14 protein-coding genes are annotated in these 20,106 nt (G+C 74.4%); 5 read left to right on the top strand and 9 right to left on the bottom strand.

What is annotated here, in order from left to right:
* Positions 1-41 precede the first annotated feature (41 nt).
* The 3 genes from RGE_RS15710 to RGE_RS15700 all read right to left on the bottom strand — a co-directional run bounded on the left by RGE_RS15710 (position 42) and on the right by RGE_RS15700 (position 3,510).
* Entirely contained in the window at positions 42-1,022 is a 981-nt protein-coding gene (locus RGE_RS15710; protein WP_014429428.1) for an alpha/beta hydrolase, read from the bottom strand.
* A gap of 112 nt (positions 1,023-1,134) precedes the next feature.
* Positions 1,135-2,829, bottom strand: coding sequence for a cation:proton antiporter domain-containing protein (locus RGE_RS15705; protein ID WP_014429427.1), 1,695 nt, complete (start codon positions 2,827-2,829; stop codon positions 1,135-1,137).
* A 60-nt stretch (positions 2,830-2,889) separates the two neighbouring features.
* A complete protein-coding gene (locus RGE_RS15700) occupies positions 2,890-3,510 on the bottom strand; it encodes a TetR family transcriptional regulator (RefSeq protein ID WP_014429426.1) in 621 nt (206 codons plus the stop codon).
* 132 nt (positions 3,511-3,642) lie between these two features.
* Between RGE_RS15700 and RGE_RS15695 the strand changes: the two genes are divergently transcribed.
* From RGE_RS15695 to RGE_RS15685, 3 genes are read left to right on the top strand one after another with little or no spacing between them, the layout of a single operon-like run.
* A complete protein-coding gene (locus tag RGE_RS15695; RefSeq protein WP_014429425.1) occupies positions 3,643-4,887 on the top strand; it encodes an efflux RND transporter periplasmic adaptor subunit in 1,245 nt (414 codons plus the stop codon).
* A gap of 11 nt (positions 4,888-4,898) precedes the next feature.
* Positions 4,899-8,066 (top strand): efflux RND transporter permease subunit, encoded by a 3,168-nt coding sequence (locus RGE_RS15690; protein WP_014429424.1) that lies wholly within the window; start codon positions 4,899-4,901, stop codon positions 8,064-8,066.
* On the top strand, positions 8,066-9,499 hold the full coding sequence (locus tag RGE_RS15685) for an efflux transporter outer membrane subunit (RefSeq protein ID WP_014429423.1): 1,434 nt from the start codon (positions 8,066-8,068) through the stop codon (positions 9,497-9,499). Before RGE_RS15690 ends, RGE_RS15685 begins: the two co-directional genes overlap by 1 nt.
* A gap of 51 nt (positions 9,500-9,550) precedes the next feature.
* Here RGE_RS15685 and tssA read toward each other — a convergent pair whose 3' ends face one another.
* Genes tssA through RGE_RS15655 form a run of 6 tightly spaced genes read right to left on the bottom strand, consistent with a single transcriptional unit; the run spans position 9,551 to position 17,113 of the window.
* The gene (gene tssA, locus RGE_RS15680) at positions 9,551-10,654 is read right to left on the bottom strand and encodes a type VI secretion system protein TssA (RefSeq protein WP_014429422.1); all 1,104 of its coding nucleotides are present in this window, start codon (positions 10,652-10,654) and stop codon (positions 9,551-9,553) included.
* A gap of 21 nt (positions 10,655-10,675) precedes the next feature.
* Positions 10,676-11,389, bottom strand: a complete 714-nt coding sequence (locus RGE_RS15675; RefSeq protein ID WP_232504940.1) for an OmpA family protein — start codon at positions 11,387-11,389, stop codon at positions 10,676-10,678.
* Positions 11,386-12,402 carry a type VI secretion system-associated protein TagF gene (gene tagF / locus RGE_RS15670; protein ID WP_014429420.1) on the bottom strand — a complete coding sequence of 339 codons (1,017 nt, stop codon included), beginning with the start codon at positions 12,400-12,402 and terminating at the stop codon, positions 11,386-11,388. Before tagF ends, RGE_RS15675 begins: the two co-directional genes overlap by 4 nt.
* Entirely contained in the window at positions 12,399-15,977 is a 3,579-nt protein-coding gene (gene tssM / locus RGE_RS15665; RefSeq protein WP_014429419.1) for a type VI secretion system membrane subunit TssM, read from the bottom strand. Before tssM ends, tagF begins: the two co-directional genes overlap by 4 nt.
* Position 15,978: 1 nt before the next feature.
* Positions 15,979-16,245 (bottom strand): PAAR domain-containing protein, encoded by a 267-nt coding sequence (locus RGE_RS15660; RefSeq protein ID WP_014429418.1) that lies wholly within the window; start codon positions 16,243-16,245, stop codon positions 15,979-15,981.
* 16 nt (positions 16,246-16,261) lie between these two features.
* Positions 16,262-17,113, bottom strand: a complete 852-nt coding sequence (locus tag RGE_RS15655; RefSeq protein ID WP_014429417.1) for a M15 family metallopeptidase — start codon at positions 17,111-17,113, stop codon at positions 16,262-16,264.
* A 192-nt stretch (positions 17,114-17,305) separates the two neighbouring features.
* Here RGE_RS15655 and RGE_RS24325 point away from each other — a divergent pair, with 192 nt between their 5' ends.
* A complete protein-coding gene (locus RGE_RS24325; RefSeq protein WP_014429416.1) occupies positions 17,306-17,551 on the top strand; it encodes a hypothetical protein in 246 nt (81 codons plus the stop codon).
* Positions 17,548-20,052, top strand: a complete 2,505-nt coding sequence (locus RGE_RS15645) for a type VI secretion system Vgr family protein (RefSeq protein ID WP_052311012.1) — start codon at positions 17,548-17,550, stop codon at positions 20,050-20,052. Before RGE_RS24325 ends, RGE_RS15645 begins: the two co-directional genes overlap by 4 nt.
* Positions 20,053-20,106: the final 54 nt, after the last annotated feature.

Here is a 20,106-nt window from a genome sequence, read left to right as displayed (position 1 = left end):
GCGACGGCAAGCCGTGTACCCGTGCCGCCGTCGGCGGGCCTTCAGGGCAAGCCGAGCGACTTCATGAAGGCTTCGACCTGCTCGGTGTAGCGCGTGTCCTTGCCCAGTTCGGCGTTGATGCCGCCGTGATTGAAATCCACCGGCAGCACCTGGGCGCGCGCGCCGGCGGCCTGCACCTTGGCGGCGAAACGTTCGGCCTGGCCGCAGCTCTCCTTGCGCTGCGACGAGCACACCAGCAGCATCGGCCGCGGCGTGCCGGCCAGGCGGTGGTAGGGCGAGTTGTCGCGCCAGACCGCCGGGTCCTTGCCGAAGACACGGTCGTAGAAGCGGTAGTGCGAGCCTTCCATGATCTGCACCACGTCCAGCGCCGCGCTGTCCAGCGCCACCGTGCCCAGCCAGGGGCGTGCGCCGCGGCGCTCGGCGATGCGCGCGTCGGCGGCCAGCAGCGCCACGAGGTGGGCGCCGGCCGAGTGGCCCATCAGCAGCACGCGCTCGCCGTCGCCGCCCCAGCCGGCGGCCTTCTGCTGCACGAAGGCCAGCGCACGCGCGACGTCGTCGGCCTGCTGCAGCGGGTTCGGGGCCTGGCGGTCCATGCGGTAGTTGGTCGAGACGACGATCCAGCCGCGCGGCAGCCAGCGCGCCACCTTGGCCGCGGTGACGCCGCGGTTGGCCTTGTCGCCGACCATCCAGGCGCCGCCGTGCACCATCAGCAGCACCGGGCGGCGCTCGCCGCCAGCGGCGGGGATGAAAACGTCGAGCTTCTGCGCCGGGTCGTCGCCGTAGGCCAGGTTGAGTTCGGAGCGCGCGCCGGCCGGCAGCACGACGCCGCCGGGCGCGTCGTCGTCGCGGTCGAGCTCGCCTTCGCCGCCCTGCGGGCCGCGCAGCCGGCGCATCAGCCCCATCAGCCCGGCACCTTCGGCGTGCGCGGCGCCGGCGGCCCCGGCCATCAGCAGCGCCAGCGCCTGGCGGCGCGCCGGCCACGACGCACGGACGGGGAGGGCGGGGCGGCGGAAGGCGGGCATCGCGGTGGGTTCTCGGAAAGGCGTGTCGGCAAATTCTGGCCGAGCCCCGGATGAGGTCTTGCCGCGCCGCCGGTAAAGAAGCGTTGCGCACCCCCCGGGCCGGGGGCCACGTTCAGGCCGGCCCGACGCCGCGCCAGCGCGCCACCGTGTGCGCCGCGATTGCGTGGGCCAGCTCGGCCTCGGCGACGAAGACCCGCGCCACGCCGGCGGTCTGCAGCAGCGCGTCGGCGTCGGCCCCGGCCGAACGCGCCACGATCTCCAGGCCCGGGCGCAGCGTCAGCGCGGTCTCGGCGACGCGGCGCACGTCGAAGGTGTCGGGGGTCGCGACGACCAGCACGCTGGCCCGTGCGACGTGGGCCTGCACCAGCACCAGGGGCTCGGCGGCGTCGCCCCAGACGGCGTGCAGGCCGGCTGCGCGCAGCGCCTCGACACGCTCACGGTTCTGGTCGATGACGATGAAGGGCACGCCGGCCACGTGCAGCGCGTCGGTCACCGCGCGGCCGACGCGGCCGTGGCCGACGACGACGACCAGGCCTTCGAGGCGGCGCGTGTCGACGTGTTCGGGCAGCGCCGCCAGCGGGTCCTCGCGGGCCTCGAAGCGGCGCAGCGCCGGCGAGCGTTCGCGCAGCCAGGCCATCGCCGGCTCGATCGCGGCGAACAGCAGCGGGTTGGCGGCGATCGAGATCAGCGCCGCGGCCAGCACCAGGCTGTTGCCTTCGGCCGGCAGCACGCCCAGCGCGACGCCCAGCCCGGCGAGGATGAACGAGAACTCGCCGATCTGCGCCAGGCTGGCGCCGACCGTCATCGCGCTGCCCAGCGGGTAGCGGAAGGCGAGTACCAGCGCGATCGCGGCGAAGGTCTTGCCCAGCATCACGATGGCCACGACAGCGAGCACGCGCAGCGGCTCTGCGAGCAGGATCGCCGGGTCGAAGAGCATGCCCACCGAGACGAAGAACAGCACCGAGAACGCGTCGCGCAGCGGCAGCGACTCGTCGGCGGCGCGGTGCGCGAACTCCGACTCGCGCATCATCATCCCGGCGAAGAAGGCGCCGAGCGCGAACGAGACGTCGAACAGCTTGGCCGAGCCGTAGGCCACGCCGACCGCCGCGGCGACGACGCCCAGCGTGAACAGCTCGCGCGAGTTGCTGCGTGCGGCCAGCCACAGCAGCCAGGGCAGCAGGCGGCGGCCGACGAGCAGCATCAGCACGATGAAGCCGCCGACCTTGGCGAAGGTCCACAGCAGCGCCTGGCCGAGCTCCTCGCCGACCGGCGTCTGGCCGTCCAGCAGCGCCGCCACCGGCGGCAGCAGCACCAGCGCCAGCACCATCACCAGGTCCTCGACGACCAGCCAGCCGACCGCGATGCGGCCGTTGACGGTGTCGACCTGGCCGCGCGCCTCCAGTGCGCGCAGCAGCACGACGGTGCTGGCCACCGACAGCGCCAGCCCGAAGACGAAGGCCGCCGCCGGACGCCAGCCCCAGAAGCTGGCGGTGGCCATGCCCATCGCGGTGGCCACGGCGATCTGCAGGATCGCGCCCGGTACGGCGATGCGGCGCACGGCCAGCAGGTCGGCCAGCGAGAAGTGCAGGCCGACGCCGAACATCAGCAGCATCACGCCGATCTCGGCGAGCTGGCCGGCGAGCGCGACGTCGGCGACGAAACCCGGCGTCGCCGGGCCGATCGCGATGCCGGCGAGCAGGTAGCCCACCAGCGGCGGCATCTTCAGGCGCACCGCGAGGTAGCCGAGCACGAGCGCCAGGCCGAACCCCGCGGCGATCGTCGCGATCAGCGAGGTTTCGTGCGGCATCGGCCCAGTCTAGGGCCCGGGCCCGCGCGCGCCGGGCAATCCCGGTGCCGGCGGCGGGGATCAGGCCGGGGCGTTCAGGCCGCGGAAGTAGGCGTCGAGCAGGGCTTCGCCGCAGGCGACGAGGTCGAAGGCTCCGGGGTCGAGCATCCAGTTGTGCAGCAGGCCGTCGATCAGCGCATGCAGGCCGCCGGCGGCGGTCATCGCCGGCATCGCCAATCGGATCTGCCCGGCGGCCTGGGCACGTTCGAACATCGCCGCGAGGTGGCCGATGCGCTCGACCAGGCAGGCGATGCGGCGCTCGCGCACGCCCTGCATCTCGTTGACGTACTCCACCTTGTGGAGCGCGATTTCCAGCACACGTCGCGCCTGCTCGTCTTCGACGGCGGCGCGCAAGGCGCCCAGCGTCGCCTGGCGCACCAAGGTCAGCGGATCGGCGACTTCGGGGTCGCCGGCGCGCAGCATCTCGGTCTCCAGCGGCAGCACGACGCGCTCCATCATGGCTTCGAAGAGCGCAGCCTTGTCACGGAAATGCCAGTAAATTGCGCCGCGTGTCACGCCCGCCGCGCGCGCGATGTCCTCCAGCGACGTTCCGGAAACGCCGTTGTTGTGGAATTCGCGTTCTGCCGCATCGAGGATCCGGGCGCGGGTCGCCTCGGCTTCCTCCTTGGTGCGTCGGGCCATGGCTTCAGGCTGGCTTAAACATACATACGCGATTGTATGTATAGTCGGCGGCTTTTGGCCCGGGGGTTGCTCCATCCAACGGGCCGTTGGGGGTCTTTGTCCCCCGGTTCGCGAACAAGAAAGGTTTTCCGCATGTCCTCGACGCGTCGTGTCGTGAAGTCGCCGGGCCGCGCCTTCGTGTGGCCGCTGCTGGCGGTGCCGGTGGCCGTGATGCTGGCCGCCTGTTCCAAGCAGGATCCGGCACAGGCCGGTGGTCAGGCGCCGCCGCCGCCCGAGGTCGGCGTGGTCACCGCGACGGTGCAGACGGTGCCCGTCGTGACCGAGCTGCCCGGCCGCACCGAGGCCTCGCGCGTCGCGCAGGTGCGCGCCCGCGCCGCCGGCATCCTCGTCGAGCGCCGCTTCACCGAAGGCAGCGACGTCAAGGCCGGCCAGGTGTTGTTCCGCATCGACCCTGCGCCGTACGAGGCGACGCTGGCCAGCGCGCGCGCCCAGCTCGCGCGTGCCGAGGCGTCGCTGACCCAGGCCCGCGCCCAGGCCCAGCGCTACGAGCCGCTGGTCAAGGCCAACGCCATCAGCCAGCAGGACTACATCGACGCCGTCGCGTCGGCCAAGGCCGCCGAGGCCGACGTCGCCGCCGCGCAGGCCGCGGTGCAGACCGCGAACATCAACTTCGGCTACGCCACCGTCACCTCGCCGATCTCCGGCCGCATCGGCCGTGCGCTGGTGACCGAAGGCGCGCTGGTCGGCCAGGGCGAAGCGACGCAGCTGGCCGTCGTGCAGCAGATCGACCCGGTCTACGTCAACTTCACGCAGCCGGTGGCCGACGTGACGCGGCTGCGCCAGGCGATCGCCGCGGGCAAGTTCAAGAGCGTCGGCGGTGCCGTGCCGGTGCGTGTCGTGCTCGACGACGGCAGCGTCTACCCGACGGCCGGCAAGCTGCTGTTCTCGGACCTGACGGTCGACGAGACCACCGGCCAGATCACGCTGCGCGCCGAAGTGCCCAACCCCAAGGGCGCGCTGCTGCCGGGCATGTACGTGCGCGTGCGCCTGGAGCAGGCCTCGGCGTCCGACGCGATCCTCGTGCCGCAGCAGGCGGTGACGCGCAGCAACCAGGGCGACACGGTGCTGGTCGTCGGCAACGACGGCAAGTTCGCGCCGCGCCCGGTGAAGATCGCCGGCGGCCGCGACGGCCAGTGGGTCGTGCTCGAAGGCCTGGCCGCGGGCGACAAGATCATGGTCGACGGCTTCCAGAAGCTGCGCGGCGTGACCGCCGTGAAGCCGGTGCCGTGGAACCCGGCGGCCTCGCAGCCGGCGGGTGCCGCGCCAGGGGCTGCCGCGTCGGCGGCCCCGGCGTCGGCGGCCTCCGCGGCCAAGTGAGGGGCGTCTAGATGGCACGTTTCTTCATCGACCGCCCCGTCTTCGCGTGGGTGATCGCGCTGTTCATCCTGGTCTTCGGCGGCGTCGCGATCACGCAGCTGCCGATCTCCCAGTACCCCCCGGTCGCACCGCCGTCGATCGTCGTCCAGACCTCGTACCCGGGCGCCTCGGCACAGACGCTGGAAGACAGCGTGCTGAGCGTCATCGAGCGCGAGATGAACGGCTCGCCGGGCCTGATCTACATGGAGTCGGTCGCGCAGGCCGACGGCAGCGGCTCGATCACGCTGAGCTTCGAGCCGGGCACCAACCCCGACCTGGCCCAGGTGGACGTGCAGAACCGCCTGAGCCGCGCCACGCCGCGGCTGCCGCAGGCGGTGACGCAGCAGGGCGTGCGCGTCGACAAGTCGCGCTCGAACTTCCTGCTGTTCACGATCCTGTCCTCGGACAACCCGGCCTACGATCCGGTGGCGCTGGGCGACTACGCCTCGCGCAACGTGCTGCCCGAACTGCAGCGCGTGCCCGGCGTCGGCCAGGCGCAGCTGTTCGGCACCGAACGCGCGATGCGCATCTGGATCGACCCGGCCAAGCTCGTCGGCTACAAGCTGTCGACCGCCGACGTCAACGCGGCGATCTCGGCGCAGAACGCGCAGGTCGCCTCGGGCACGATCGGTGACCGGCCGAACGTGCCGGGCCAGCCGATCTTCGCCACCGTCGTCGTCGACGGCCAGCTCAAGACCGTCGAGCAGTTCGGCAACATCGTGCTGCGCGCCAACGCCGACGGCTCGACCGTTCGGCTGAAGGACGTCGCACGCGTCGAGCTCGGCGCCCAGGGCTACGCCACGCAGGCGCGCCTGAACGGCAAGGCCTCGACCGGCATCGGCGTGCAGCTCTCGCCGTCGGGCAACGCGATGGCCACGGCCAAGGCCGTCAAGCAGCGCCTGGACGAGCTGTCGAAGTACTTCCCGCAGGGCGTGAAGGCGACGATCCCGTACGACAGCTCGAAGTTCGTCGACATCTCGATCAAGCAGGTCGTCGAGACCCTCGTCGAGGCGGTGTTCCTCGTGTTCCTCGTGATGTTCCTGTTCCTGCAGAACATCCGCTACACGATCATCCCGACGCTGGTCGTGCCGATCTCGCTCTTGGGCACCTTCGCGGTGCTGCTGGGGCTGGGCTTCTCGATCAACGTGCTGACGATGTTCGGCATGGTGCTGGTCATCGGCATCGTCGTCGACGACGCGATCGTCGTCATCGAGAACGTCGAGCGCATCATGAGTACCGAGGGCCTGCCGCCACGCGCCGCGACGCGCAAGGCGATGGGCCAGATCTCGGGCGCCATCGTCGGCGTCACCGTCGTGCTGGTCTCGGTGTTCGTGCCGCTGGCCTTCTTCAGCGGTGCCGTCGGCAACATCTACCGCCAGTTCTCGGCGGTGATGGTGGCCTCGATCCTGTTCTCGGCCTTCATGGCGCTGTCGTTCACGCCGGCGCTGTGCGCGACCTTCCTGAAGCCCGTCGAAGCCGGCCACCACATGGAAAAGGGCGGCTTCTTCGGCTGGTTCAACCGCACCTTCGCGCGCACCGCGCGCGGCTACGAAGGCCGCGTGGCCTGGGTGCTGCGTCGCGGCGGCCGCATGCTGATCATCTACGCGGCGATCGCCGGCGCGCTGGCGCTGTTCATGGCGCGGCTGCCGACCTCGTTCCTGCCGAACGAGGACCAGGGCACGCTGATCGTCAACGTGCAGCTGCCGCCGGGCGCGACCACCGAGCGCACCAGCGCGGTGATGAGCCAGGTCGAGGACTTCATGCTCAAGCAGCCCGAGGTCAACAGCATGGTCAGCGTGCTGGGCTTCAGCTTCTCGGGCAGCGGCCAGAACGCGGCGCTGGGCTTCGTGACGCTGAAGGACTGGAAGGACCGCGACCTGAAGAGCGGCTCGGCGCAGGCGCTCGTGGGCCGCGCGTTCGGCGCGCTGTCGCAGATCCGCGATGCCTTCATCTTCCCGGTGAGCCCGCCGCCGATCCCTGAACTGGGCACGGCCAGCGGCTTCGCGTTCCGGCTGCAGGACCGCGGCGGCAACGGCCACGAGGCCCTGCTGGCGGCGCGCAACCAGCTGCTGTTCATGGCCTCGCAGAGCAAGGTGCTCGCCGGCGTGCGCCCCGAAGGCCTGGAAGACGCGCCGCAGCTCAAGCTCAACATCGACCGCGAGAAGGCGGCGGCGCTGGGCGTGGGCTTCTCGGCGATCAACAGCGCGCTGTCGACCTCGCTGGGCTCGTCCTACGTCAACGACTTCCCGAACGCCGGCCGCATGCAGCGTGTCGTCGTCCAGGCCGATGCGCCCGCGCGCATGCAGCCCGAGGACCTGCTGCGCATCAACGCGGTCAACAGCGCCGGCAAGCCGGTGCCGCTGTCGGCGTTCACGACGACCGAGTGGATCTCCGGCCCGATGCAGACGGTGCGCTACAACGGCTACCCGGCGATGCGCCTGGCCGGCGCTGCGGCGCCCGGCTACAGCACCGGCGACGCGCTGGCCGAGATGGAGCGCCTGGCCGGCCAGCTGCCGCCCGGGTTCGCCTACGAGTGGACCGGCACCTCGCGCGAGGAGAAGCTCTCGGGCTCGACGGCGACGATCCTGTTCGCGTTCTCGCTGCTGGCGGTGTTCCTCTGCCTGGCGGCGCTGTACGAGAGCTGGTCGATCCCGCTGTCGGTGATCCTCGTCGTGCCGCTGGGCGTCGTCGGCGTCGCGCTGGCGACGATGCTGCGCGGCTTCGAGAACGACGTGTACTTCAAGGTCGGCCTGATCACGATCATCGGCCTGTCGGCGAAGAACGCGGTGCTGATCATCGAGTTCGCGAAGGATCTTCACGCCCAGGGCAAGAGCCTGGTGGAGTCGGCGCTGGAAGCGGCGCACCTGCGCTTCCGGCCGATCATCATGACCTCGATGGCCTTCATCCTGGGCGTGCTGCCGCTGGCGATCTCGCACGGCGCGGGCTCGGCGAGCCAGAACTCGATCGGCACCGGCGTGATGGGCGGCATGGTCACCGCGACGATGCTGTCGGTGTTCTTCACGCCGCTGTTCTTCGTGCTGGTGCGCAAGCTGTTCAAGGGCAGCGAACGGCAGCGGCGCATGTACGCGCACGAGACCAGCGACGGCGAACAGGCCGCCGCCAACGAGGAGAAGAAGTGATGGCCGCGCGTCGTCTGTTCCCGGGCCTGACGCTCGTCGCCGCGGCGGTGCTCGCCGGCTGCGGCACGTTGGCGCCCGATTACCAGCGCCCGGCCGCCCCGGTGGCCGCGGCGTTCCCCGACGCCGCCGCACCGGCGGGCGCCGTCGCCGCGGCCGACCTGCCGTGGCAGCAGTTCTTCCGCGACGAACGCCTGAAGGCGCTGGTCGGCATCGCGCTGGCCAACAACCGCGACCTGCGCGTGGCCGTGCTCAACATCGAGCAGGCGCGGGCGCAGTACCGCGTGCAGCGTGCCGACCTGTTCCCGACGGTGGGAGTCGGCGTCAGCGGCGACCGTGTGTCGACCGAAACCAGCATCAAGAGCACCTACCAGGCCGGCCTGGCGGTGTCGAGCTACGAGCTCGACCTGTTCGGCCGCGTGCGCAGTCTGAGCAACGCCTCGCTGGCCAGTTACCTGGCGACCGAGGAGGCGCGCAAGGCGGTGCAGATCAGCCTGATCGCGTCGGTGGCCAACGGCTACCTGACGCTGCAGGCCGACGACGAGCTGCTGCGCGTGACGCGCGACACGCTGAACACGCGTGCCGAGTCGCTGAAGCTGACGCAGCTGCGTTTCGACGTCGGCGCCTCGTCGCAGCTCGACCTGCGCCAGGCGCAGTCGCTGTACGAGTCGGCGCGTGCGACCTATGCGCAGCTGGTGCGCCAGCGCGCCCAGGACGAGAACGCGCTCGTGCTGCTGCTGGGCCAGCCGATCCCGGCCGAGCTGCCGGCGGGCCTGGCGCTGTCGGAACAGGCCGCGCTGCCCGAACTGCCCGCCGGGTTGCCGTCGGAGGTGCTGACGCGCCGGCCCGACGTGGTGCAGGCCGAGCAGCAGCTGATCGCGGCCAACGCCCGCATCGGCGCCGCGCGGGCCGCGTTCTTCCCGCAGATCACGCTGACGGCCACCGCCGGCAGCGCGAGCAGCGAGCTGAGCGGCCTGTTCAAGAGCGGCAGCACCGGCTGGACCTTCGCGCCGCAACTGCTGCTGCCGATCTTCGACGCCGGCCGCAACATCGCCAACCTGGACTCGGCCAAGGCCGGGCGCGACATCGCCGTCGCGCAGTACGAGAAGGCGGTGCAGTCGGCGTTCCGCGAGGTCGCCGACGCACTGGCCGGCCGCGCGACGCTGGGCGAGCAGCTCTCCGCGCTGCAGGCCCAGGTGAAGGCCGAGCAGGGCCGCTTCGAGCTGGCCGATCTGCGCTATCGCAACGGCGCGGCCAGCTACCTCGACCTGCTGGACGCGCAGCGCTCGCTGTTCGCGGCCCAGCAGAACGAGGTGCAGGTGCGGGCGCTGCAGGCGCAGAACCTGGTCACGCTGTACCGCGTGCTCGGGGGTGGCTGGCGCCAGGCCGAGGCCACCACCGCAGCGGCCGCTCCGGCGGCCAGCGCAGCGCGCTGATCGCCCGCTGATCGCTTGCGACGGGCGGCCCTGCGGCCGCCCGTCGTGCTTTCAGCGCCCAGACTCGGCGTCGCGTGCGACGCCGAGCGTCGTTTCCAGGCGCGCCAGCGCCTGTTCGTCGGCGATCACCTCGCGCAGCCAGGCGTGCAGCGCCAGCCCGGCCCAGCGCGCCGCCTTGTCGGCCAGATAGGCCGCCGGGTTGTGCGGCTCGGTGCGGCGCAGGAACTCGGCGATGCGCCTCAGCTGCGCGATCGCTTCGTCGCGGCCGATCGGCGTCGCGTCGCACGCGCCCAAGTCGGCCTCGTCGCTCGCGGCGAGCGCGGCTTGACCCGGGCCGCCTGGCGTCGGCTTCGGGCGAGGCGGGAGTGGCGCCGTTGCCGCGACGGGCGCCGTCTCGCCGTCACCCGTGCTGGTGGCCGGCGCGGCGTCCTGCTGCAGCCTGGCCAGCGTGCGACAGGCCTGTTCCAGCTGTTCGCGCGCGGCGTCGAACGAGGGCGCGGCCTGCCCCAGGCCGGCGTCGCAGCAGGCCTGCAGGCGCTTTAGCGCCCGCAAGGCGCGCGGCAGCGCCGCCGCGGCCTCCACCAGCGCGCTGCCGGCCCCCTCGGTCGGCGCGCAGCGGACCTCGTGCCAGGCGGCCGCGGCCGCCGCGTCGGCCTCGGCCAGCGAGCGCAGGCGGGTCTGCTCGATCTCGGCCAGGCCGAGCGACTGGCGCCCGAGCCGCAGCACCGCCACCGTGCCGACCAGGCGTTCGGTGCGCGCCAGCCACCAGCGCAGCACGCCGGAACGCGCTTCGGCGTCGCCGCCGTCGATCGCCGGGTGCAGCCGTGCCCACCAGCGCTCGCACAGCGTGGCCAGCAGTTCCATGCCGTCGGCCAGGCCCGGCAGCCCGTGAAGCTGCGCCGACGCCTCGCCCCACCAGCCGGCGACGCGCAAGTCCTTGCAGCGCGTGCGCAGCAAGGCCTCGGTCTCGCGGCGTACCGCGTCCCAGTCGGCGCGCCGCGGCGGGCTGCGCCATTCGCCCTGGGCCAAGCGGGTGTCGTCCTCCTCGCGCCAGCGGGCAATCGCGTCGAACTCGGCACTGAAGGCCAGGTCCGGGCCCGTGTCTGCGGGGTCCGGCACGCCGGGCAGCGGGGCGCAGAGGTCGGCAGGGTGCATCGGCGGCTCCGGCAAACGGTTTCAGTCCACCGCGCGCAGCTCGATGCGCCGGTTGCGCGCCCGGCCCTCGGGCGTGGTGTTGTCGGCGCGCGGCTCGGCGGCGCCGGCACCTCGGACGTCCAGGCGCCGGGGCTCGACGCCGTGGTCGGCGAGGTAGCTGCGCACGGCTTCGGCGCGCTGCAGCGACAGCGCGAGGTTGGCCTCGGCGCTGCCGGCATCGTCGGTGTGGCCGACGATCGCCAGGCGCTGCGCCGGCATCGCGGCCAGCCGCGCCGCGACGGCGTCGAGCTGGCGCTGCGCCGGGGCGGTCAGACGCGCACTGCCTGGCTCGAACTCCACGCCGGCGTCGCTGCCGCGCAGGCGCAGCCCGTCGGTGGGCGTCACGCCCGCGGCGGCGAGTGTCTGCAGCAGCTCGCGCCGCGCGGCCTCGTCGGCGACCACGCCTTCGATGCGCAGCGCACCGGGGCGCCATTCCAGGTGGCCGTCGCGCACCTGACGCAGCGCCGGGTCCAGCAGCCGCAGCAGCCCGTCGCGCCCGCCGGGAGGCGCAGCCACTGGGCCGACGCGCAGCCGGTCCTCGACCGCCACGGCGCCAAAGACCGCCGTCGCACGGGTCACGATGGCCTGTCGGGTGGCTTCGTCGGGCACGACGCCTTCCAGCAGCACCGGAGCTGCCGAGGCCGAGCCCAGGCCGCCCGCGACGAGCAAGACTGTCGTCAAGACGGTGCGCTTCACCAGCGGGCCTCCTCGAAGGCCTCGCGCCAGCTCGCAGCGGCCAGCGCCAGCGACAGCGAGTCGTGCGCGAGGTAGGCGCCGAGCCGGCGCGTGCGCTCGTCCCGCCCGGCCACCGCCTCGGCCCAGTCGGGCGCCGCGAGGTCGATGTAGCGAGCGGCGAGGCGCTGCGGGTCCCAGCAGGCCGAGAGCGCCGCCGGCGTGGCGCCGGCCAGCTCGACCAGCAGGCGCGGCGCCGGCCCGCGGCCGCCGCCTGGGCGCATCAGCAGCCAGTCCTGACCGGCGGGGGCGAGCAGGTCGGCGACCAGCGTGGTCCACCAGGCGGCGACGACCGCTTGATCGGCCGCCGCGGCAGGCAGCGGCAGGCTCAGCCCACGTGCCGGAGGCGGGCTGCCGCGCCGTGCCAGCGGCTGCAGCAGCGCGCCCAGCGCGAGCAGCGCCGCGCGCAGGTCCACCGCCGGGTGCGCCGCCCGCAGGCGGCGTTCCAGGCCGGCGAGTGTTTCGAGCGCCGCGTGGTCGGCGCAGGCGGCGTCGTAGTCGCACGGCGCGGGCAGGCGCAGTGTCTCGAGTTCGTTTTCGCTGGCGCTGGCGGCGCTGCGCCCGGCCGGTCCGGCGGCGCGCTGCGCCGCGTCGGCACAGCGCGCCCACAGCCGCGCGAACACCAGCGGCGCGCGCGCCAGCCGCTGCCGCGGCGTCACGCTGTCGCACTGCACCGCGACGACGAAGGGGAAGCGGCGGCCGCAGGCGTCGACGCTGGGCCGCAGGTGGCCGGCCACCGCGGCCGGCGTGCCCGGTCCGAGCACGGCGAAGTCCAGCCCCGGCGCGTCGTCGTACAGGCGCTTCCAGTGCGGATCGTCGGCGGCCGCATCCAGCGCCGGGCTGACCCAGCGGTCGATCCAGGCCGACAGCCGCGGTCGGCGTGCGCCGGGCACGAAGTCGGGCAGCGACGGCAGTTTGCCGAAGCACACGGCCTGCAGCGTGCCGGCCTCGGCGACGAGGTTCAGGCGCGCGTTCATCGCATCGCCGCCGCGACGGAGTTCACGGGGCCGGGCGTGGCCGAAGAGTCCCCGGCGACCAGGGCCGGCAGCCGTAGGCCGCGCCAGGCGCCGGGTGCGGCGGCGGGGTCGGCCGCGCGCACGACACGCAGCCGCACACGCAGCGTGTGGCCGTCCTGCGTCCAGGCGAGTTCGGTGCCGCCGTCGGGCAGCCGCGTGCGCTGCGCCAGCTCGAACGCGCGGTCCAGGCCGAAGCTGCCGGCAGCGTCGACGAAGCTCACCGTCGTGCCGTCGGCCGTGGTGCCGCGGATGCGCACGCCCGCCGGCGCCCCGGCATGCGGCCAGACGAAATCGGCCCAGCCGGCGGCCGCGTTGCGGTAGCGCAGCGCCTGGCCGTCGATCTCCAGCGTGTACTCGACGAGGCCGGCGCTGGGCAGCGGCCTGATCTGGAAGGCCGTCGCTGCGCCGGCCGACGGGCCGCCCACCGCGGCGGCGGCCGCCTGCCAGGCCGGCAGCCCGCGCGCGAGTTCCGGCCTCAGCCGGATGCCGAGTTCGCCCCGGCGCAGCGCTTCGTAGCCGTCGCCGCGGCGCGTGACCAGCGGCCCGAGCGTGGTCTGGACATAGCGCGCGAGGCTGCCTTCGGGGCCGAAGATGCGCGCGATCTCGTCGGCGCCGGCCTCGACGCGCGAGGCCGGGTCGAAGGGGTACTTGCCGCTCAGGCCGCGCACGAAGGGCTCGTGCACCTCCTGCATCCAGCGCCGGTTGAGTTCGGCTTCTGCCGGGGCGACGAGCACGGCGGCGCTGGCCTGCAGCGGGCGCAGCAGCAGGGGCCGCAGCGTCGCGCGCGGCCCGGCCGGGACGGCCGCCAGCAACTCGTCGGTGAGCCGCAGTGCCGTGGCCAGCTCGGACTCCGGGCTGTCGGCGAGGGTGGCGGCCAGCATCGCACGCGCCCCCGGGCCGGCATCACCCTGGCGCACGAGGGTTTGCAGGCGGCTGCGCACCTGGGCCAGGGCTTGCAGATAACGCCCCAACGGTGCCGCTGCGTCGCCGCCGCGCTGAAGCCCGGCGAAGCCCGCCAGAACGGATGCGGCCCCGTCGGGCGAGCTTGCGCTGGTGGACGCCGGCGTGGTGGTGGCCGCCCAGACCGAGCGCATCCAGCCTCCCGGCCCGTCTTGGGGCGCGGCGGCCGGGCCTGGCTCGTCCAGCGCCGATTGGCGGGCGATCTCGCTGACCACCCGGGCCAGCGGCGAGGCCGAGGGATCGGCCAGCCGCTCCAGGCGCTGCACGGCGTCGGCCAGGTCGCGGAACGGTGGCACCGACACGCCCTCGGCGAAGCGCTGCCAGGCGGCGGCGTGTTCGCGCCGGTAGCGCTCGGCCAGAACCTGGCGGATCTGTTGCGGGCTGCCGCTCAGCGTCAGGTCGTCCTGGGTGCCGGCGTCGAGCACCCAGTCGCGGCGCTGCAGCGCACCTTCTGCGGCTTCGCGGATCGCGGGTTCGATGCTGCCGCGCCAGGCTTCGAGCGTGAAGGCTCCGGACACCAGCGTGCCGCCTTGGAGGCCGGCCTTGGCGGCGTCGGGCCCGGCCATCGTGTCCAGGCCGATGGCCGCGAAACGTGCCGCTGCGCGCGCGCGGATCTCGTCGAAGACACGCTCTTGCGGCGGACGCTGCTGCCGTGCCGTGCGCAGCTGGCGCCGCGTGGCGTCGACCAGCGCGGCGCGCGGCTCCAGGCGGGGGAACGCCGGATCGCCGGCCTGGGCGACGGCGAAGGCGGCGATGGCCTGCGAGCGCTTCAGCAGTTCGTCCTCGGGCAGGGCGCCGCGCCGGGCCTCCAGCCACGAACGCCAGTGGCGTGCGATGGCCTCGCCCAGCGCCACCGGTTCGCGGTGGGTCGGGTCGCCGAGCATCAGGTAGGCCTTCAGCGTGTCGTAGGCGGGCTGCGTGTCGCCGTCGGGTGCCGAAGCGCGCTGCCGGGCCTCCAGGTCCTGCTCCAGCGACGCGCCCACGGGGTCGAGCATCAGGACCTTCAGCCCGGCGTAGTAGTCGGCGCGCAGCCGGCGTTCGAGCGCGCCGCGCTGCTGCAGCCCCAGACCCAGACCGGGTTCGGCGGCCAGCGCTTGGAGCTGGCGCTGCAGCCCTTCCAGCGCCTGGAGACGCGAACCGAGGTCCTCGGCGCTGCGTTGCGACGCGCTCGCCTGCAAGAGTTCGGTGGCGGTGCGGGCGACCAGGCGGCGCTCCTCCAGGTAGGCCGCGCTCAGCGCGCCCAGCGTGCCGGCCACCGCGACCAGCGCCAGCGCGTAGCCGGCGCGTTGCAGCCGGCGGCGGCGGGGCGAGATCTGGCGGCGCACCAGGCCCCGGTCGGCGCCCAGCACGCGGGCGAAGAACTGGGCGAGGAAGAAGGGACGCGACGCCGACCGTGACGCCGGGGTGCCGGCGGCGGCCGTGTCCGGCGGCGGCAGCACGAAGCGGCGTGCCGCCGCTTCGGTCGCCCGCGGGGCGGCCGTGCCGGGTTGTTCGGCGCTCGTGAAGTAGAAGCCCCGCAGCAGCGGGCGCAGGTGGTACGGGTCGTCGTCGAACAGCGTGGCGACGAAGCTGCGCAGCGCCGGCCGCAGCGCAGCGAACTCGAGCGGGAAGCCCAGCAGCTCGGGTGCCGCCGGGCCGGCGCTGCCGCCCAGCCGGGCCAGCGCCCGGTCGCGCAGGCCGTGCTCGAGCTCGGTGCAGGCCAGCTCGAAACGTGTGGCCGCGTCGGCGCCGCCGGCGTCGCGGCAAGACAGCGTCGCGCCCCAGACGCGCTCGCGTTCGCCGGGTTCGGCGTCGGCGAAGAAAGCCTCGAATCCGGCCACCCGGTCGAGCTTGGTGAAGACGAGGTAGACCGGCATCGCCACCGCGAGGCGTTCGCCGAGCTCGTGCACGCGCTCGCGCAGCCGGCGTGCCAGCGCGATCAAGGCGTCGGCGGGCTGCGTGGCCAGCTCGGCGGCGCTGGCGACGACGACGACGCCGTCGATCGGCGCTCGGGGCCGCGCCCGTCGCAGCAGGTCGAGGAACGCCAGCCATTCGCCGCGGTCCTCGCGCTGGACGGCGTAGCGGCCGGCGGTGTCGAGCACGATCGCTTCGGCGCCGAAGAACCAGTCGCAGTGGCGCGTGCCGCCGACGCCGTGCAGGCCGGTGTCCTCGGGCCCGAGGCCCAGCCCGGCCGCGCGCACCGCGCTGCTCTTGCCGGCCGCGGACTCGCCCACGAGCACGTACCAGGGCAGGGCGTAGAGCGCCTCCCGGCCGTGCGCCTGGCCCAGCGGCGAGGCGCGCAAGCGCCGCACGGCGTCGTGCAGCCCTCGGGCCAGCGCGTCGCGGCCGCTGTCGTGGTCGGTGTCTTGACCGGGCGGCAGCAGGGCCTGCTCCAGGCCTTCGGCGCCGCGGAGACTGCGCCGCCGAGCGAGCATCCAGACGAGGGCCGACGCTGCCAGCACCGCGGCCATCACGGCGGCGACGGCGATGGCGCCGAAGCCCGCGGCGTGGACCGCCAGGCCGGCGCCGGCGGCCAGCAGCAGCACGGCGGCAGTCGCGGCCAGCCGACGCCAAACGATGCGCGTGATCGCCGCCATTTCAGTCGCTCGTCGTCGCCTGCGAGGCGAGCAAGCGTGCGCCGCAGGCGCAGCGGTCGCCCTCGCGTGCCGCCGGCCGGCCGTCGATCAGCAGGCTGGCGTCGCCGGAGACGATGCTCGTGCGCGGGCCGTGGCCCTTGCGCGGACAACTGACGGCGTCGCCGAGCCGGGCGACGGCACGGCCGTCGCGGCTCGTCGCCGGGCTGCCGGCGAGCACGATGCCGCCATGGCTCGTGCGGTCGCCGACGAGAACGTAGGCGCGTGGCATCGGGGTTCTCCGGCGCTCAACGGGCCGAGGCCAGCACCGGCACGGCAGCCGGTGGCTCGGCCGGGCGTGCCGGCCCGCGCCATTCGACATGGCCGAGGTCGCGCAGCGAACTCCATTCGCCGCCCCACTGCAGCCCGAGCGTGGTGGCGATCTCGCCGAGATGGCGATAGGCCTGCAGCGTCCACGGGTCGCGTTCGGACAGCAGCAGCCGGCCTTCGCGCACGAAGGCGAGGTCGGCGGCCAGGCCCGCCTGGTGCCGGCTGCGCTCGGGCGTCGCCAGCGTCGTCGCCGGGCCGAGCGCGGCCAGTTGCGCCTGGCGCGCCGGGCTGCGGTAGCCCTCCAGCAGCACGACCTCGTAGCCGTGACGTTCGCGGGCGATGTCCAGCAGCGTCAGCAGGCGGTGGCGGAACTGCGGCTGCAGCCGGGCCCAGTCGCGGTCGATGTCGGTGCTCGTGCCCGCCGGCGGCGGCAAGGGCTCGCGCATCCAGAGCGTCGGCGTCGGCACTGCCCGCGGCGCTGCCGCGTCAGCCAGGGCGGCCGGCGCGACCCCGGCCGTGGCAGCCGGCGCCGGCGCGGTCTCGGCAGGGGGCTCGTGCAGCATCAGCGTCGTGATCGGCCCTGCGGCGACGACCGCCGCGGTCAGCAGCGCCAGCAGGCCCAGGCGCGGGCTCAGCGGCTCGGCGTCCAGCGCCGCCTGCAGGACGTTGGGCGGGCGGGGCGCGGCCGGCGGAGGCGGCGGCCGTCGGCGGACACGGGCCAGCAGGTCGGCCGCGCGGTCCTGCCAGCTCGGCAGCATGATCAGCCCCAGCACGAGGCTGACGAAGGCGAAGTACAGCAGGACCGCGGCGAGGACGACCGGACTGGACATGGCGACTCCGAGGTGGGAGGGGCGAAGGCCGGGGCAGTTTGCCGACGGCCCCGGTCACAACCATCCCTCCGCGGAGGGGACCCGCGGCGGCGCCTCCTCGGAGGGGGCCGCCGGCACTGCCCGCGCGCGGCGTGCGGCCTAGGATGCTCGGCGCGGCCTGCATCGGCCGCGTCGCCTGCCAGGAGCCCGGCCATGTCTGTCGTCCTGTCGCCGCAACGGTCCTGTGTGCCGACCCTGCTGACGGGCGACGAAGGGCCCGCGCGTGGCCCGGCGCTGCGCGAGTTCGCCGCCGCGGAGCCTTCGCGCGGCGAGAGCCTGGCGGTGCTCGCCGCCTGGCTGCTGGCCCTCGTCGTCGTGGTCGGTGGCACGGCACAGGTGGCGGCGCGTGCCGACCGGGGGCCCGCCCCGGCGCAGGCCGCCGCTGCTGTGGCGCGGTGAACGCCGCCATGCCGCGCTTCTGGCTGGACGCACCGCAGCTGCCCGCCGGTCTCGAGGTCGAGGCCTGGGCGGCCGACGACGCGCTGGGCCGGCCCGGCGAGATGGAGCTGCTGTGCCTGGCGTCCGACCCTGGGCTGGACCCGGCGGCGATGCTCGGACGCCCGCTCGCCCTGGTCGGCACCGGCCTGGACGGCCCGCCCTGGCGGCGCTGTGGCCATGTCGTGCAGGCGCGCGCCGAAGACGGCGACGGTGGCCTCTTCCACTACCGCCTGCGGGCGTGCGGCTGGCTGGCGCTGCTGGAGCACGGCCTGCACAGCCGCCTGTGGCTGCAGCGCAGCCTGGGCGAGATCCTGGCCGACGTGTTCCGGCCTTATCGGGCGCTGGCGCGCTGGCAGATGTCCGGGGGCACGGAATCGGACGACACGCGCGCGGACGTCGTCGTCCAGTACCGCGAGCGCGACCTCGACTTCGTGCTGCGCCTGCTCGCCACCCAGGGAAGGGTGCTGCGCCTTGATGCCGCGACCGACACCGTGCATGTGCTGACCGACACCACGGACGAAGCCCAGTGCCCGCAGGACACCCGCTCGGCACGCCGCGGCGCGCTGCCGCAGCGCCGGCCCGGCCCGCTCTGCGGCGACGAGGCGGTGACGGCCTTGTCGCGCACGACGCGCCTGCCGCCCCGCGGCCTGGTGACGTCGGCCGCCGACCCGCTGGCGGCACGTGTGCTGGGTGCCGCCCTGGCGACGGGTGGGCCGCTGCCTCCGTCACGCTGGATGGCCGGTGAAGCCGAGTTCCACGACGGTGACGCGGCGCAGCGGCGTCTCGTGCTGGCCTTCGAGGCCGCCCGTGCGCAGCAGCGCTGCTGGCAGGGCCGCAGCACGGTGCGCAGCCTGGCGCCCGGCACCTGGATGCGTCTGGACGGCGGCGAGGCGCTGCCGCCGCTGCTCGTGACGCGGGTGCGCCAGGCCGGCATCAACGACCGGCTGCGAGCCGATCCGCTGGCCTGGCCGCTGGAGGTGCCCTGGCTGGATGCCCCGCTGCGCGAAGCCGCCTGGGCCGGCGGCTATGCCAACGCATTCGACGCCGTTGAACGAGCACGCCCGTGGCGCCCGGCGGTGCCGCCGTCGCCCCGGGTGCCGGGCCTGCTGCAGGCCGAGGTCGTCGGCCGCGACGGCGACCCGCCGGGCGCGCTGGCGGCCGACGCCCACGGCCGGCTGCGTGTGCGGCTTGACTTCCAGGTGGCCGGCGTGTCCGCCGATGCCACCTGGACCGGCGCGGCGACCGGCTGGCTGCGTGTCGTGCAGCCCTGGGGCGGGGCCGGTGTCGCGGCGCAATGGCTGCCGCGTGTCGGCCAGCGTGTCGTCGTCGGTTTCCTGGACGGTGACGCCCGGCGGCCGGTCGTGCTGGCCGGCGTGCACGACGGCATCGGCGAAGGCGGTGTGCCGCCGACTCCGGGCGGGCGGGCCGCGGCGCCGCAGTCGAAGCCGCCCGCCGGCGAGGACCACCGGGCGGCGGGGCAGGGCAACCTGGTTGCCGGTGCGCACGCGCCGCCCTGGCACGGTGGCTCGCCGGCGCCGCTGGACGCCGGGGGGCAGGCCAACGCCGCGGCGATGACCGGCTGGTGCAGCCGCGAGCTGGGCGGCGAGGGTGGCAACCAGCTCGTCTTCGACGACAGCGATGGCGCGCTGCGCGTGCAACTCGTGAGCTCGCAGGCCGGAACGCAGCTCAACCTGGGCTCGCTCGTGCACCAGGCCGGCAATCGGCGCGGCAGCCTGCGTGGCCGCGGCTTCGAGCTGCGCACCGATGCCGCCGGCGCGCTGCGCGCCGCGCACGGGCTGCTGCTCAGCGCCTGCCTGGCGCCGCCGTCCGCGGCGGCGGCCGACAACGCCGCCGGCGGGGCGTCGGCACGAGCGCTGCTGCGCCTGGCGCAGACGTTGGCCCAGGCCGCGAGCACCCATCGCGCCGCAGCCCTCGGCGCGCAGGAACCGGCTGGCGGACGAGGTCTGCAGCCGGCCTGCGACGCCCTGCAGCCCGGGGCCGGCGGCGAACATGCCGCGGCGATCGCCGCCTACGCGCCGGGCGGCGTGACGGCCACCGCCGCGTCCCAGGTCGAGGTCGCGGCCGGCACGCTGACCCAGGCAGCGGGCCAGGACCTCGCGCTCGCCTGCGCGGCGGCCGGCGGCGTGCAGGCCCACGGCCGCATCGCCGTCGTCGCCGGTGCGACGGCGGGTGGGGCGGACGATGGGGCCTCGGGGCTGGAGGTCTCGGCGGCCGGCGGCTTCGAGCTGCGGGCCGAGGCGGGCGACGCCGCGTTGGAGTCGCGCGACGCGCTGGTGCTGCAGTCCGAGTCCGCAGGTGTCGAACTGCGCGCCGCCCGTCGTCTGGTGCTGGCGGTCGAAGGCGGCGCGGGCATCGTGCTGGAGGGCGGTGCGATGCGGCTGGAATGCCCCGGGACGCTGCGCGTCGAGGCCTCCGAACGGCGTTTCGTCGGGCCGCGTTGACGCCGCGTCGGCGTGGCCGGCACGCAAGCCGGGGGCCCTGCAGGACCGTGCCCG

It is taken from the genome of Rubrivivax gelatinosus IL144, assembly GCF_000284255.1.
GTDB lineage: Bacteria > Pseudomonadota > Gammaproteobacteria > Burkholderiales > Burkholderiaceae_C > Rubrivivax > Rubrivivax gelatinosus_A.
The sequence above is the reverse complement of the archived record's forward strand: the minus strand, read 5'-3'. Positions and strand labels throughout refer to the sequence as shown.

Coding starts and splice junctions, on each gene's coding strand:
- RGE_RS15710 (WP_014429428.1), bottom strand. CDS start 1,022: ATGCCCGCCTTCCGCCGCCCCGCCCTCCCCGTCCGTGCGTCGTGGCCG.
- RGE_RS15705 (WP_014429427.1), bottom strand. CDS start 2,829: ATGCCGCACGAAACCTCGCTGATCGCGACGATCGCCGCGGGGTTCGGC.
- RGE_RS15700 (WP_014429426.1), bottom strand. CDS start 3,510: ATGGCCCGACGCACCAAGGAGGAAGCCGAGGCGACCCGCGCCCGGATC.
- RGE_RS15695 (WP_014429425.1), top strand. CDS start 3,643: ATGTCCTCGACGCGTCGTGTCGTGAAGTCGCCGGGCCGCGCCTTCGTG.
- RGE_RS15690 (WP_014429424.1), top strand. CDS start 4,899: ATGGCACGTTTCTTCATCGACCGCCCCGTCTTCGCGTGGGTGATCGCG.
- RGE_RS15685 (WP_014429423.1), top strand. CDS start 8,066: ATGGCCGCGCGTCGTCTGTTCCCGGGCCTGACGCTCGTCGCCGCGGCG.
- tssA (WP_014429422.1), bottom strand. CDS start 10,654: ATGCACCCTGCCGACCTCTGCGCCCCGCTGCCCGGCGTGCCGGACCCC.
- tagF (WP_014429420.1), bottom strand. CDS start 12,402: ATGAACGCGCGCCTGAACCTCGTCGCCGAGGCCGGCACGCTGCAGGCC.
- tssM (WP_014429419.1), bottom strand. CDS start 15,977: ATGGCGGCGATCACGCGCATCGTTTGGCGTCGGCTGGCCGCGACTGCC.
- RGE_RS15660 (WP_014429418.1), bottom strand. CDS start 16,245: ATGCCACGCGCCTACGTTCTCGTCGGCGACCGCACGAGCCATGGCGGC.
- RGE_RS15655 (WP_014429417.1), bottom strand. CDS start 17,113: ATGTCCAGTCCGGTCGTCCTCGCCGCGGTCCTGCTGTACTTCGCCTTC.
- RGE_RS24325 (WP_014429416.1), top strand. CDS start 17,306: ATGTCTGTCGTCCTGTCGCCGCAACGGTCCTGTGTGCCGACCCTGCTG.